A 13,188-nucleotide genomic window follows, 5' to 3' on the forward strand; every position below is an offset into this window, starting at 1 on the left:
TATGGCTTCACCCTGGCGGGACAGAATCCTCGGCCTGATGCCGCGTTCGGCCATCGTCTGCCACGACCTCTTCATGGTCTGGGCATGCTGGCAGTTGCTCCATGCAGGGCGTTACTCGATCCTGCCCAACGCCCCGGCGCTACCTCTGTGGAACGTCGATACCACCCTGGTCCTGCTGCTGCAGGGCCTGGTGTTCTGGCGCGTGGGCCTGTACCGCGGCCTGTGGCGGTTCGCCAGCGTCAGCGACCTGCTGAACATCTTCAAGGCCAGCTTCATCGGAATGGTGGCCATCGTCCTGGTGCTGATGTGGAAGCGCTTCGACGGCGTGCCGATGTCGGTGCTGGTGATCTATCCGTTCGCGCTGTCGGCGCTGCTGGGTGCGCCGCGCCTTCTGTACCGGGCCTGGAAGGACTACCAGGCACTGCAGTCCGATTCCAGCGCCCGCCGCGTGCTGATCCTCGGCGCCGGCCAGGCCGCCGAAACGCTGGTCCGCGACCTGCGCCGTTCCGGCAACTTCGAGCCGGTCGGCCTGCTCGACGATGCACCCCACCTGCGTGGTGCCAAGCTGCAGGGCCTGCCGATCCTCGGCACCCTGGATGACGCACCGACGGTGGTCCGCGAGACTGCTGCCAAGCTGCTGGTCATTGCCATGCCGTCGCTGGATGCTGCGGGCATGCAGCGCGTCGTCGCGATCTGCGAAAGCACCGGCGTGCCGTTCCGTACCGTGCCCAAGCTCAGTGACATCCTGCAGGGCCAGTCGCTGCCGGGCCAGCTGAAGGAAGTGGCGATCGAGGACCTGCTGGGCCGCAAGCCGATCATGCCGGACTGGAACCTGATCCGCGGCTGGTTGGGCGGGCGCACCGTGATGGTCACCGGCGCCGGTGGTTCGATCGGCTCGGAGCTCTGTCGCCAGTGCGCGCGCCATGGTGCCGGCCGCATCATCCTGCTGGAAATCAGTGAACTGCTGTTGCTGACCATCGAAGGCGAGCTCCGTCGCAGCTTCCCCGATGTCGAGATCGAGGCAGTGCTGGGCGATTGTGGCGATCCGGCGGTGATTCGCTACGCGCTGTCGCTGCACCCGGTCGATACCGCTTTCCATGCTGCGGCCTACAAGCATGTGCCGGTGCTGGAGCGCCAGCTGCGCGAGGCGGTGCGCAACAACATCCTGGCGACCGAGAACGTGGCCCGCGCCTGCCTGGAGGCCCGCGTGGAGCACTTCGTGTTCATCTCCACCGACAAGGCGGTCGATCCGGTCAATGCGCTGGGTGCAAGCAAGCGCTACGCCGAGATGATCTGCCAGAGCCTGGACCAGAAGTCCACGCACACCCGTTTCGTCACGGTGCGCTTCGGCAACGTGCTGGCGTCGGCCGGCAGCGTGGTGCCGCTGTTCCGCGAGCAGATCCTGCGCGGTGGCCCGGTGACTGTCACCGATCCGGAAGTCAGCCGCTACTTCATGACCATCCCCGAGGCCTGCCAGCTGATCCTGCAGGCGGCCGCCTCGGCCTCGCATGGCGCGATCTACACCCTCGACATGGGCGAGCCGGTGCCGATCCGCGTGCTGGCCGAACAGATGATCCGCCTGACCGGCAAGCAACCGTACAAGGACATCCAGATCATCTATACCGGCTTGCGTCCGGGCGAGAAGCTGCACGAGACGTTGTTCTATTCGGACGAAGACTACCGCTCCACCGCACACCCGAAGATTCTCGAGGCCGGCGTGCGTGCATTCTCGCGGGATCTGGTGCTGGGCAACGTCCCGCGCCTGCGTGAGGCGATTGCCAGCTACGACACTGCCAGTATCCAGGAAATCCTGTTTGCGACGATGCCGGAATTCTCGCCAATCGAACAGGATGCTTACATTTCATCCGCTAAAGTCGTGCCTTTTCCGGCACGTGAGGCCAACAGGCACCAATGAGCAAGCGAATCCGCAAAGCAGTTTTCCCGGTGGCAGGGCTGGGGACACGTTTCTTGCCAGCAACCAAGACTGTGCCGAAGGAGATGCTCCCGATCATTGATCGGCCGCTGATCCAGTACGCCGTGGATGAGGCGATTGAAGCCGGCTGCGATACGCTGGTGTTCATCACCAACCGCTACAAGCACGCGGTCGCTGACTATTTCGACAAGGCCTACGAGCTGGAGCAGAAGCTCGAGCGCGCTGGCAAGCAGGAGCAGCTGGAGCTGATCCGCCACGTGCTGCCCAACGGCGTGCGCGCGATCTTCGTGACCCAGGCCGAGGCGCTGGGCCTGGGGCATGCCGTGCTGTGTGCCAAGGCGGTGATCGGCGACGAGCCCTTCGCCGTGCTGCTGCCCGACGACCTGATCTGGAACCGGGGTGCCGGTGCGCTGAAGCAGATGGCCGACCTCAATGAGGCCAGTGGTGCAAGCGTGATCGCCGTTGAAGACGTGCCGCATGACAAGACTGCCAGCTACGGCATCGTTGCCACTGATGCGTTCGACGGCCGCAAGGGTCGCATTTCGCAGATCGTGGAGAAGCCGAAGCCGGAGGACGCGCCGAGCGACCTGGCCGTGGTCGGCCGCTATGTGCTGAGCCCGAAGATCTTCGAACTGCTGGAGGCGACCGGCACGGGTGCCGGTGGCGAGATCCAGCTGACCGATGCGATCGCGGCGCTGCTGAAGACCGAAGAGGTCGATGCCTATCGCTTCGAGGGCACGCGTTTCGACTGCGGCACGCACCTGGGGCTGGTCGAGGCGACGATCCGCTTCGCGTTGGACAACCCGAAGCTGGCTGGCCCGGCGCGGGAGAAGCTGGCGGCGATGCTGGCGGAATAAGGTTTATCGAGCGCTCCGTGCAGCGCCTTGATTGATACGTGATGGGCGGGACGGGTGGGCCTTTGCAGGACACGCCGTAAACCCGTCCATGGGGGCTCGATGGCGCCATCCATGGCGCCAACGGTCCTGCAAAGGCCCACCCGTCCCGCCTGTCAGGTTTCCTGCGGGCGCGGACGGGAAGGGCGGAATCAAGGGCAAGAGCAAAAGCAAAAAAGGCAGCCATAGGCTGCCTTTTTTGCTTGTTGGGGTCAGATCCCTTTGCGCCGCAAAGGGCTCTGACCCCAGCCTTTACCCCTGCCTTTGCTCACCCCTCCGCCGCGCGGAATGATGAATGGCGCGGGTGAGTGAGGCTGGCCGGGACTGTCAGCGGCATGGATGCCGCTGCCAAGCCCCCAGGGACGGGTTCACGGCGTGTCCCGGGCAGCCTCACCCACCCGGGCCCCACAGCGAACCGAAACGTCCGCCGGCACGCCTTGAACCTTACAGCGCCTCGAAAATACCCGCCGCGCCCATGCCGGTGCCGATGCACATCGTCACCATGCCGTACTTCTGCTGGCGACGACGCAGGCCGTGCAGCAGGGTCGCGGTACGGATCGCGCCGGTCGCACCCAGCGGGTGGCCCAGGGCGATCGCGCCGCCCAGCGGGTTGACCTTGTCCGGATCAAGGCCGCAATCGCGGATCACCGCCAGCGACTGCGCGGCGAACGCTTCGTTGAGCTCGATCCAGTCCAGCTGGTCCTGGGTCAGGCCGGCCTGCTTCAGTGCCTTCGGGATCGCGGCGATCGGGCCGATGCCCATCACTTCCGGGCGCACGCCGGCCACCGAGAAGCTGACGAAGCGGGCCAGCGGGGTCAGGCCGTAGTCCTTGATCGCCTGCTCCGAGGCCAGCAGTACCGCGCCGGCGCCGTCGCTCATCTGCGACGAGTTGCCGGCGGTGACGGTGCCGCCGAACTGGCCGTTGCGGAACACCGGGCGCAGCTTGGCCAGGCCTTCGGCCGAGGAATCCGGGCGCGGGCCTTCGTCGGTGTCGGCGATCTTGTTGCGGGTGATGATGCGCTGGCCATCGGCCAGGTCCGGCAGGTGCGAGACGATCTCATAGGGGCTGATCTCGTCCTTGAATTCGCCGTTCTGGATCGCGGCCATGGCCTTCTGGTGCGAGGCCAGGGCGAAGGCGTCCTGGTCTTCGCGCGAGACCTTCCACTCTTCGGCGACCTTCTCGGCAGTGATGCCCATGCCGTAGGCGATGGCAACGTGGTCGTTGTCGAACACGCTCGGCGCCATGGCGATCTTGTTGCCCATCATCGGCACCATCGACATCGACTCGGTGCCGCCGGCCAGCATCAGGTCGGCGTTGCCCAGGCGGATCGCATCGGCGGCCTGTGCCACGGCCTGCAGGCCGGAGGAGCAGAAACGGTTCACGGTTTGCGCCGCGATGGTGTTTGGCAGGCCGGCCAGCAGCACGCCGATGCGAGCCACATTCATGCCTTGCTCGGCTTCCGGCATGGCGCAGCCGATGATGGCGTCATCGATGCGGTTGACGTCCACGCCCGGGGCCTGGGCGACGACACTGCGCAATACGTGCGCAAGCATGTCGTCGGGGCGGGTGTTGCGGAACATGCCCTTGGGCGCCTTGCCAACCGGGGTACGGGTGGCGGCGACGATGTAGGCGTCCTGGATTTGCTTGGTCATTGCAGTGATCTCTCGAATTTTTTAGCTGGAGTGCCGACCGACGGTCGGCACCCACCAGAAGCAGAGAAGTGCCGGCCAGAGGTCGGCACCCGCCATCAATCAGTTACGCAGCGGCTTGCCGGTCTTCAGCATGTGCGCGATGCGGGCCTGGGTCTTTTCCTGCTGGGCCAGTTCGACGAAGTGCTTGCGCTCCAGGGTCAGCAGCCACTCTTCGTCGACCAGGGTGCCGCGGTCGACCTTGCCGCCACACAGGACGGTGGCGATGCGCTCGGCGATCTCGTAGTCGTACGGGCTGATGAAACGGCCTTCCAGCATGTTGACCAGCATCATCTTGAAGGTGGCGATACCCACGTCACCGGCGACCTGGATGCGGCGTGCCGGCAGCGGCGGACGATAGCCCGCCTCGGCCAGGGCACGCGCTTCGGCCTTGGCGATGTGCAGGGCCTCGTAGCTGTTGAACACCACCTTGTCGGTGCTGCGCAGCAGGCCCAGTTCCTTGGCGTTGACCGCGGAGTTGGAGACCTTGGCCATTGCCACGGTTTCGAAGGTCTTCTTCAGTTCGGCGAACACGTCGCCGCCTGGGCCCGCGGCCTGCGAGGCGCGCACGGCCAGTTCCTTCAGGCCGCCGCCGGCCGGCAGCAGGCCGACACCGGCCTCGACCAGGCCGATATAGCTTTCCAGGAAGGCCACGGTCTTGGCGCTGTGCATCTGGAACTCGCAGCCGCCACCCAGGGCCAGGCCGCGCACGGCCGCAACCACCGGGACCAGCGAGTACTTGATGCGCTGGCTGGTGCGCTGGAAGTTGGCCACCATCTCTTCGAACTGGTCGACCTTGCCGGCCTGCAGCAGACCGAGCGCGCCGGCCAGGTCGGCACCGGCGGAGAAGGGTTCCTTCTGCTGCCAGATCACCAGGCCCTGGAAGTCCTTCTCGGCGCGGCTGACGCATTCCTGCAGGCCGTCCAGCACCTGGTCGGACACGGTGTTCATCTTGGTCTTGAAGCTGACCACCGCGATGCCATCACCGTCGTGCCACATGCGCAGGCCGTCGTTCTCGAACACGGTCTCACCCGGCGCGAACTTTTCGCCCAGCAGCGGATCCGGGAAACGCTGGCGCTGGTACACCGGCAGCGACGAGCGCGGCAGCTTGGCGTTGCGCGACGGGCTGTAGCTGCCCTCGGCGGCGTGCACGCCATCGCGGCCATCGAACACCCAGTCCGGCAGCGGGGCGTTGCTCATGCTCTTGCCGGCGACGATGTCATCGGCAATCCACTGCGCGACCTGCTTCCAGCCGGCGGCCTGCCAGGTTTCGAACGGGCCCAACGACCAGCCGTAGCCCCAACGGATGGCCAGGTCGACGTCGCGCGCGGTCTCGGCGATGTCGGCCAGGTGGTAGGCGCTGTAGTGGAACAGGTCGCGGAAGGTCGCCCACAGGAACTGCGCCTGCGGGTGCTGGCTCTCGCGCAGCTTGGCGAACTTCTCGGCCGGGTTCTTGATCTTCAGGATCTCGACCACTTCCGGTGCAGCGGCGCGGTCAGCCGGGCGGTAGTCCTGCTTCTCCAGGTCCAGCACGACGATGTCCTTGCCGACCTTGCGGAAAATGCCGGCACCGGTCTTCTGGCCCAGCGCGCCCTTGGCGATCAGCGCATCCAGCCACTTCGGCGACTTGAAGAACTCATGCCACGGGTCGTCCGGCAGGGTGTCGCCCATGGTCTTGACGACGTGGGCCATGGTGTCCAGGCCGACCACGTCGGAGGTGCGGTAGGTGGCCGACTTCGGGCGGCCGACCAGCGGGCCGGTCAGGCCGTCCACTTCATCGAAGCCCAGACCGAACTGCTGGGTGTGGTGGATGGTGGACAGAATCGAGAACACGCCGATGCGGTTGCCGATGAAGTTCGGGGTGTCCTTGGCATACACCACGCCCTTGCCCAGGGTGGTGACCAGGAATGCTTCCAGGCCTTCCAGCACGGCGGCGTCGGTGGTGGTGGCCGGGATCAGCTCGGCCAGGTGCATGTAGCGCGGCGGGTTGAAGAAGTGCACGCCGCAGAAGCGGTGGCGCAGCTGCTCGGGCAGCACGTCGGCCAGCTTGTTGATGCCCAGGCCCGAGGTGTTGGAAGCGAGCACCGCGTGGTCGGCCACGAACGGCGCGATCTTCTTGTACAGGTCCTGCTTCCAGTCCATGCGCTCGGCGATGGCCTCGATGATCAGGTCGCAGTCCTTCAGCTGCTCCAGGCCGGACTCGTAGTTGGCCGGGGTGATGGCTTCGGCCAGCGACTTGCTGGCCAGCGGTGCCGGGCTCAGCTTGCCCAGGTTGGCGATCGCCTTCAGCACGATGCCGTCGGCCGGGCCTTCCTTGGCGGGCAGGTCGAACAGCACGGTGTCGACGCCAGCGTTGGTGAGGTGGGCAGCGATCTGGGCACCCATGACGCCGGCACCCAGCACGGCGGCGCGGCGGACTAGCAGGGAATTGGACATGGTGTAGGGCCTTTGTTGGTCAGCAGTTACTGGGTGGAATCAAAGGGAAGCGGGCAGGGCGCTGGCGCGAGCGGCGGCGCGGAACCCGGCTTCGGCGAAATGGATCAGTTCGTGGGCGGCATGGGCACGATGCGCCGCTTCGGTGACACCGGCGGGACGCTTGATCAGCCCGAAGTCGGCCATGGCATAGGTGAGCGAGCCGGCGAGGAAGTCCAGGCGCCAGTACAGCTCTTCCTTGCTCAGGCCGGGCACGCACTCGCCGATGGCCTTGCCGAACGCACGCAGCACGTGGCCGTAGTGGTCGGACAGGAACTTGCGCAGGTTGTCGTTCTTCTCGGCGTAGGCGCGGGCGATCACGCGCACGAAGGCGCCGCCGTTCTGGCGGTCCTGGGCCAGTGCCAGCGCCGGCTCGACGAAGGCGGCCAGCACCGGGCGGAGCTGCCCGGGGTGGTCGCTGCGGGCGCGTTCGAGCTGGGACAGGCGGGCGCCGGTCATCTCGTCCATGCGGCGGCGGAACACCTCGTTGACCAGGTTTTCCTTGGAGCCGAAGTGGTAGTTGACCGCAGCAATGTTGACGTCGGCCTGGCTGGTCACCTGGCGCAGCGAAGTGCCGGCGAAGCCGTGCTGTGCGAACAGCTCCTCAGCCGCGCCGAGGATGCGGTCCTTGGTCGAGAAGTGGGCGGGTTTAGCCATCGGCGGGCGGACCTTAATCAAACGATTGTTTGATACTAGGACCAGACGGTGGCGTATGGCATTTTGCAGTGCAGCAAAAATGCCCGGAGCGGTCAGAACCCGCTCAGGTGGGTGAATGGGCGCAAAGGGCAGTGCCGGCCGCTGGCCGGCAACGGCGGGCAGCCTATAGGACGCCAGCCTGCCGGCCAGCGGCCGGCACTACCACCCTGCCGCTTTATCTTTTACAATTCGCCTACGTTTATCAGGCTAAGCCCGCGTCCCGACGCGGGTTTTTTTCATGTTACCCTTCGGGCCATCCGCGGCCCGATTCCATTGGAGACATCCCATGGCGCTGGAGCGCACCCTTTCGATCATCAAGCCGGACGCCGTTGCCAAGAACGTCATCGGCGAAATCTACGCCCGCTTCGAGAAGGCCGGCCTGAAGGTCGTGGCCGCCAAGTACAAGCAGCTGTCGCGCCGTGAAGCCGAAGGCTTCTACGCCGTGCACCGCGAGCGTCCGTTCTTCAACGCGCTGGTCGAGTTCATGATCTCCGGCCCGGTGATGATCCAGGCCCTGGAAGGCGAGAACGCCGTCCTGGCCCACCGCGACCTGCTGGGCGCCACCAACCCGAAGGAAGCCGCTGCGGGCACCATCCGCGCCGACTTCGCCGAATCCATCGATGCCAACGCCGCCCACGGCTCGGACTCGGTCGAGAATGCCGCGATTGAAATCGCCTACTTCTTCGCCGCTACCGAAGTCGTTTCGCGCTGAGAGTAATGCCGTGAACGAGGTCGTACAGTCCCCCGCCATCCAGCCGCTGCCGAAGTCGGCACCCACGGCTGGCAAGCAGAACCTGCTCGACCTCGATCGCGCGGGCCTGGAGAAGTTTTTCGTCGAGGTTCTCGGCGAGAAGAAGTTCCGTGCCCACCAGGTGATGAAGTGGATCCACCATCGCTACGTCACCGACTTCGATGAAATGACCGACCTCGGCAAGGTCCTGCGCGCCAAGCTGCAGGCCCATGCCGAGGTGCTGGTTCCGAACATCGTGTTCGACAAGCCCTCCGCCGACGGCACCCACAAGTGGCTGCTGGCGATGGGCGTGGATGGCAAGAACGCCATCGAGACCGTGTACATCCCCGACAAGACCCGCGGCACGCTGTGCGTGTCCTCGCAGGTCGGCTGCGGCCTGAACTGCACGTTCTGCTCTACCGCCACCCAGGGCTTCAACCGCAACCTGACCACCGCCGAGATCATCGGCCAGGTGTGGGTTGCCGCACGCCACCTGGGCAACGTGCCGCACCAGATGCGCCGCCTCACCAACGTGGTGATGATGGGCATGGGCGAGCCGCTGATGAATTTCGACAACGTCGTGCGCGCCATGAGCGTGATGCGCGACGACCTGGGCTACGGCCTGGCCAACAAGCGCGTGACCCTGTCGACCTCCGGCCTGGTGCCGCAGATCGACCGCCTGTCCGCCGAAAGCGACGTGTCGCTGGCAGTGTCGCTGCATGCGCCGAACGACGCGCTGCGCGAGACCCTGGTGCCGCTCAACAAGAAGTACCCGATCGCCGAGCTGATGGCTTCGTGCGCGCGCTACCTGCGCGCCAACAAGCGCCGCGAGTCGGTCACCTTCGAATACACCCTGATGAAGGGCATCAACGACAAGCCCGAGCATGCCCGCGAATTGGCCCGCCTGATGCGCCAGTTCGACAACGCGGTGCAGGCCAAGGATTCGGGCAAGGTCAACCTGATTCCGTTCAACCCGTTCCCGGGCACCCGCTACGAGCGTTCGGAAGAAGCACACATCCGCGCCTTCCAGAAGATCCTGCTCGACAGCAACGTGCTGACGATGGTCCGCCGCACCCGTGGCGACGACATCGACGCCGCCTGTGGCCAGCTCAAGGGCCAGGTGATGGACCGCACCCGCCGCCAGGCGGAGTTCAACAAGACGCTGCAGGCGGGGAAGGGGAGCGATGCCGCGGCCTGACCGCCTCTGGCTGGTTCTGTTCGCAGGCGTGCTGGCCGTTGCGGTCGGCGGCTGCAAATCCCATCCCAAGGCCAAGCTCGGCCCGAGCCAGGCGCCGGTCTATTCGGTGGGTGACCCGGAAAGCGTGCGGCGCGAAGTGCGCTGGCGCGACCTGTTGACCCTGGCGACCCGCGACATGCAGGTCGGCAATCTCGACGCCGCCGAGCGCAAGGTACGCGAAGCGCTGAAGCTGGCGCCCGAGGCCCCCGATGCGCTGGTGCTGCAGGCTGGCATCGACGACCGCCGTGGCCGCACCCGCCAGGCGGGAGAGAACTTCCGCAAGGCCGCCGAGCTGGCGCCGCAGCGCGGAGACGTGCTCAACAACTACGGTGCCTGGCTGTGCCAGCAGGGCCAGGCGACCGAATCACTGGTCTGGTTCGATCGGGCGCTGCAGGCGCCGGGCTATGCCACCCCGGGCGAGGCGCAGGCCAATGCCGGCAGCTGCGCACTGGACGCGGGCCAGCTTGAGCGTGCCGAACGCGACCTGCGTGCGGCCCTCGTCGCGGCGCCGGCCAACCCGGTCGCGCTGGAGACGATGGCCCAGCTGAGCTTCCGCCAGGGCCGCTACATGGAGGCCCGGGCCTTCGCCGAACGTAGGATTGCGGCTGCACCCGCAACGCGTTCCGTGTTACAACTTGCGTCTCAAATCGAAGCGAGGCTGGGCGATCGGGCGGCATCTGATCGCTATCTGCAGCGGATTCGACAGGAATTTCCGCAGGAAGCGGGCTCCTAACTCCAGGGTTGATGCATTGTGATTGATGACCAGACTGTGAGCGCTCTCGAGACTGCGGCCGGCTGCGGCACCCGCCTGCGCCAGGCCCGTGAAGCGGCCGGACTGACCCTCGAAGATGTCGGCTCGCGCCTGCGCATGCCGGTCCAGGTGGTCAAGTCGCTGGAAGAGGAACAATGGCAGAAGCTGGGGGCGCCGGTATTCGTGCGCGGCCAGCTGCGCAGCTACGCGCGCCTGCTGGACGTGGACGTGGGCCAGCTGCTGGAACAGGCCCAGGTCGGCCCGGTGGTTCCGCCCACCCTGGTCAGCCATACCCATACCCCGCGTGCGCGCCGCATCGCCGAGAACCTCGGCCGGCGCGCGCTGTACGTCGGCATCACTGCAGTGCTGGCGGTGCCGGTGTGGTTCGCCACCCGTGGCCATTTCGACGACAGCGCGACCCCGTCGCCGAGCACCGCCTCGTTGGACGTGATCCCGGCCGCCGTGCCGGTCGCCCCGTCCGCGGCCGGGGCCGAGGCTGTCGCGCCGGCAGAAGCGACCACTGCCCCGGCCAACAAGCCGGCGGCTACCCCGTACGTGGCCTCGCTGGCCCCCGTGCCGCGCCCGGCGCCGGCCCCGGCGGCTTCCGGCAATGCGCTGGAAATGCAGTTCAGCGGCGACAGCTGGGTCGACATCGGCGGCCCGGACGGCAGCACCGTCGAGAAGGCGCTGATCAAGTCCGGCGAGACCCGCAGCTTCACGCCGGGCCAGGTGACCCGGGTGACCTTGGGCAACGCCTCGGCGGTCCAGGTTCAGCAGAACGGCGCTATCGTCGATCTGACCCCCTACCAGCGAGCCAACGTGGCACGCTTTCAGGTATCCTCTGAAGGCTCCGTAGTCCCGGTTTCGCACTGAGGCGCGGTTTCACCACCTTCGATTAAACCCAATGGTCCCTCCCGATGGGCGGGGCGAGAGTACGCATGGCGATCGACGATCTGCTCGACGAGCACGAACAAAGTGAACGCGTCCGCAGCTGGCTGCGGAAGAATGGCGCCAGCATCCTCGGTGGCGTAGTCATCGCCATCGGTGCCATTGCCGGCTGGCAGTGGTACCAGAAGGATCAGGGCGGCAAGATGGCTGCGGCCAATGTCGAGTACCAGAAGGCCCTGCAGGGCCTGCAGCAGAACAAGCTTGACGACGCCGCCAAGGCGGTCAAGGCGCTCGAAGCCGGCCCGTCCAGCATCTACGGCGACCTCGCGGCGCTGCAGCTGGCCAAGGCCCAGGTCGACGCCGGCAAGAACGAAGAGGCACTGGCTACCCTGCGCAATGTGAAGGTCGAAGGCGACCTGCAGCGCGTGGTCGACCAGCGTGTGGCCCGCCTGCTGGTGGCCACCGGCAAGAGCGACGAGGCGATCAAGCTGCTGGGCAGCGCCACCGACAGCAGCAGCCTGGAAATCCATGGTGATGCGCTGATGGCGCAGGGCAAGCGTGACGACGCCCGCGCACAGTACGAGAAGGCGCTGAAGACGCTGGATGTGGCAGCGCCGCAGCGGCGCCTGCTGGAAACCAAGGTTATGGACGCCGGCGGCACCGTCGCCGCCCCTGCGGAGTCGGTTTGATGAGTCAGAAGGTCATGATCACCCGCGTCGCCACCGTGCTCCTGATGGGCATGGCCCTGACCGGCTGCAGCACCATGAAGGGCTGGTTCGCCGGCAAGGACGCGGCCGCGAAGAAAGCACAGGAACCGGCTGAGCTGGTCAAGTTCGAGCCCACCCTGAAGGTCAGCAAGGCCTGGTCGGTCAACCTCGGCAAGGGCGAGCGCCGCATCGGCGTGCGCCAGGGTCCGGCAGTGGCCAACGGCCACGTGTTCGCCGCGGCGATCACCGGTGGCGTGCACGCCATCGACCTGCAGACCGGCAAGAAGGTCTGGACCTGGGAGCCGAAGAAGGAAAAGAAGAAGGCCAAGCTGCGCCTGTCCGGCGGCCCGGGTGTCGGTGAGAACCTGGTCGTGATCGGCACGCTGGATGGCCAGGTCATCGCCCTGGATATCAACGATGGCAGCGAGAAGTGGCGTGCCCGTGTCCCGGGTGAAGTCATTGCCGCGCCGGCCGTTGCCCAGGGCATGGTCTACGTGCGCAGCAACGACGGTCGCATCACCGGCTTCGATGCCGGCAACGGCACCCAGAAGTGGTTCAACCCGAGCGAACTGCCGGCGCTGACCGTGCGCGGCAACGCGCCCGTGGTGACTGGTCCGGGCGTGCTGTTCATCGGCAAGGACGAGGGCGCGGTTGCGGCCCTGGCCCAGCAGGATGGCCGCACCCTGTGGGAACAGACCCTCGGCAACGGCGAAGGCCGCACCGAGCTGGAGCGCATGGCGGACGTCGACGGTGCTCCGGTGCTGGAGGGCAACACCCTCTACGTGAGCAGCTTCAAGAACCAGACCATGGCCATCGAAGGCCCGACCGGTCGCCCGCTGTGGGCGCGCGACCATGGCGGTGCCGGTGGCGTGGCGGTGTCGTCGGGCAATGTGTTCGTCACCGACAACAAGGGCGGCGTGTTCGGCCTGGACAAGGCCAGCGGCGCGGCGATGTGGTCGCAGACCGCGCTGGCCCGTCGTTCGCTGACCGGCCCGGCGCTGCACGGCGACTACGTGGTGGTCGGCGACTACAAGGGATACGTGCACTGGCTGCAGGCGTCCGATGGTGCGATGGCGGCACGGGCAAAAAGTGGCGGCGACGCCCTGCTGGCCCAGCCGGTCGTCGCAGACGGGGTGCTGCTGGTGCAGAACGTTGATGGCAAGCTGACCGCCTTCCGGTTGGCAAATTAAAA

At 66.4% G+C, this 13,188-nt stretch carries 11 protein-coding genes; 8 read left to right on the forward strand and 3 right to left on the reverse strand.

What is annotated here, in order from left to right; genetic code table 11:
* Position 1 precedes the first annotated feature (1 nt).
* The gene (locus ACYKG1_RS08890) at positions 2 to 1,915 is read left to right on the forward strand and encodes a polysaccharide biosynthesis protein (RefSeq protein ID WP_100472036.1); all 1,914 of its coding nucleotides are present in this window, start codon (positions 2 to 4) and stop codon (positions 1,913 to 1,915) included.
* Entirely contained in the window at positions 1,912 to 2,790 is an 879-nt protein-coding gene (gene galU, locus ACYKG1_RS08895) for a UTP--glucose-1-phosphate uridylyltransferase GalU (protein ID WP_100472037.1), read from the forward strand. The genes ACYKG1_RS08890 and galU overlap by 4 nt, the downstream gene beginning before the upstream one ends.
* A gap of 480 nt (positions 2,791 to 3,270) precedes the next feature.
* Here galU and ACYKG1_RS08900 read toward each other — a convergent pair whose 3' ends face one another.
* The 3 genes from ACYKG1_RS08900 to ACYKG1_RS08910 all read right to left on the reverse strand — a co-directional run bounded on the left by ACYKG1_RS08900 (position 3,271) and on the right by ACYKG1_RS08910 (position 7,644).
* Entirely contained in the window at positions 3,271 to 4,479 is a 1,209-nt protein-coding gene (locus tag ACYKG1_RS08900; protein WP_046430192.1) for an acetyl-CoA C-acyltransferase, read from the reverse strand.
* Positions 4,480 to 4,578: 99 nt separating this feature from the next.
* On the reverse strand, positions 4,579 to 6,951 hold the full coding sequence (locus tag ACYKG1_RS08905) for a 3-hydroxyacyl-CoA dehydrogenase/enoyl-CoA hydratase family protein (RefSeq protein WP_478472415.1): 2,373 nt from the start codon (positions 6,949 to 6,951) through the stop codon (positions 4,579 to 4,581).
* Positions 6,952 to 6,990: 39 nt separating this feature from the next.
* A complete protein-coding gene (locus tag ACYKG1_RS08910) occupies positions 6,991 to 7,644 on the reverse strand; it encodes a TetR/AcrR family transcriptional regulator (protein ID WP_478472417.1) in 654 nt (217 codons plus the stop codon).
* Positions 7,645 to 7,969: 325 nt separating this feature from the next.
* On the opposite strand from ACYKG1_RS08910, the gene ndk reads away from it, so the two are divergent.
* From ndk to bamB, 6 genes are all read left to right on the forward strand, one after another.
* Positions 7,970 to 8,395 (forward strand): nucleoside-diphosphate kinase, encoded by a 426-nt coding sequence (gene ndk / locus ACYKG1_RS08915; protein WP_008265389.1) that lies wholly within the window; start codon positions 7,970 to 7,972, stop codon positions 8,393 to 8,395.
* Positions 8,396 to 8,405: 10 nt separating this feature from the next.
* The gene (rlmN, locus tag ACYKG1_RS08920) at positions 8,406 to 9,611 is read left to right on the forward strand and encodes a dual-specificity RNA methyltransferase RlmN (protein WP_005409296.1); all 1,206 of its coding nucleotides are present in this window, start codon (positions 8,406 to 8,408) and stop codon (positions 9,609 to 9,611) included.
* Positions 9,598 to 10,383, forward strand: coding sequence for a type IV pilus biogenesis/stability protein PilW (gene pilW / locus ACYKG1_RS08925; RefSeq protein ID WP_478472419.1), 786 nt, complete (start codon positions 9,598 to 9,600; stop codon positions 10,381 to 10,383). Before rlmN ends, pilW begins: the two co-directional genes overlap by 14 nt.
* Positions 10,384 to 10,401: 18 nt before the next feature.
* Entirely contained in the window at positions 10,402 to 11,274 is an 873-nt protein-coding gene (locus tag ACYKG1_RS08930; protein ID WP_100472041.1) for a RodZ domain-containing protein, read from the forward strand.
* A 65-nt stretch (positions 11,275 to 11,339) separates the two neighbouring features.
* Positions 11,340 to 11,978, forward strand: a complete 639-nt coding sequence (locus ACYKG1_RS08935; RefSeq protein ID WP_100472042.1) for a YfgM family protein — start codon at positions 11,340 to 11,342, stop codon at positions 11,976 to 11,978.
* Complete coding sequence (bamB, locus tag ACYKG1_RS08940) at positions 11,978 to 13,186, forward strand: outer membrane protein assembly factor BamB (RefSeq protein ID WP_100472043.1); 1,209 nt, start codon at positions 11,978 to 11,980, stop codon at positions 13,184 to 13,186. Before ACYKG1_RS08935 ends, bamB begins: the two co-directional genes overlap by 1 nt.
* The last annotated feature ends 2 nt before the right edge of the window (positions 13,187 to 13,188 follow it).

This window comes from Stenotrophomonas sp. 85239_Sma, from assembly GCF_056481725.1.

Coding starts and splice junctions, on each gene's coding strand:
- ACYKG1_RS08935 (WP_100472042.1), top strand. CDS start 11,340: ATGGCGATCGACGATCTGCTCGACGAGCACGAACAAAGTGAACGCGTC.
- bamB (WP_100472043.1), top strand. CDS start 11,978: ATGAGTCAGAAGGTCATGATCACCCGCGTCGCCACCGTGCTCCTGATG.
- ACYKG1_RS08905 (WP_478472415.1), bottom strand. CDS start 6,951: ATGTCCAATTCCCTGCTAGTCCGCCGCGCCGCCGTGCTGGGTGCCGGC.
- ndk (WP_008265389.1), top strand. CDS start 7,970: ATGGCGCTGGAGCGCACCCTTTCGATCATCAAGCCGGACGCCGTTGCC.
- ACYKG1_RS08900 (WP_046430192.1), bottom strand. CDS start 4,479: ATGACCAAGCAAATCCAGGACGCCTACATCGTCGCCGCCACCCGTACC.
- ACYKG1_RS08910 (WP_478472417.1), bottom strand. CDS start 7,644: ATGGCTAAACCCGCCCACTTCTCGACCAAGGACCGCATCCTCGGCGCG.
- ACYKG1_RS08890 (WP_100472036.1), top strand. CDS start 2: ATGGCTTCACCCTGGCGGGACAGAATCCTCGGCCTGATGCCGCGTTCG.
- galU (WP_100472037.1), top strand. CDS start 1,912: ATGAGCAAGCGAATCCGCAAAGCAGTTTTCCCGGTGGCAGGGCTGGGG.
- pilW (WP_478472419.1), top strand. CDS start 9,598: ATGCCGCGGCCTGACCGCCTCTGGCTGGTTCTGTTCGCAGGCGTGCTG.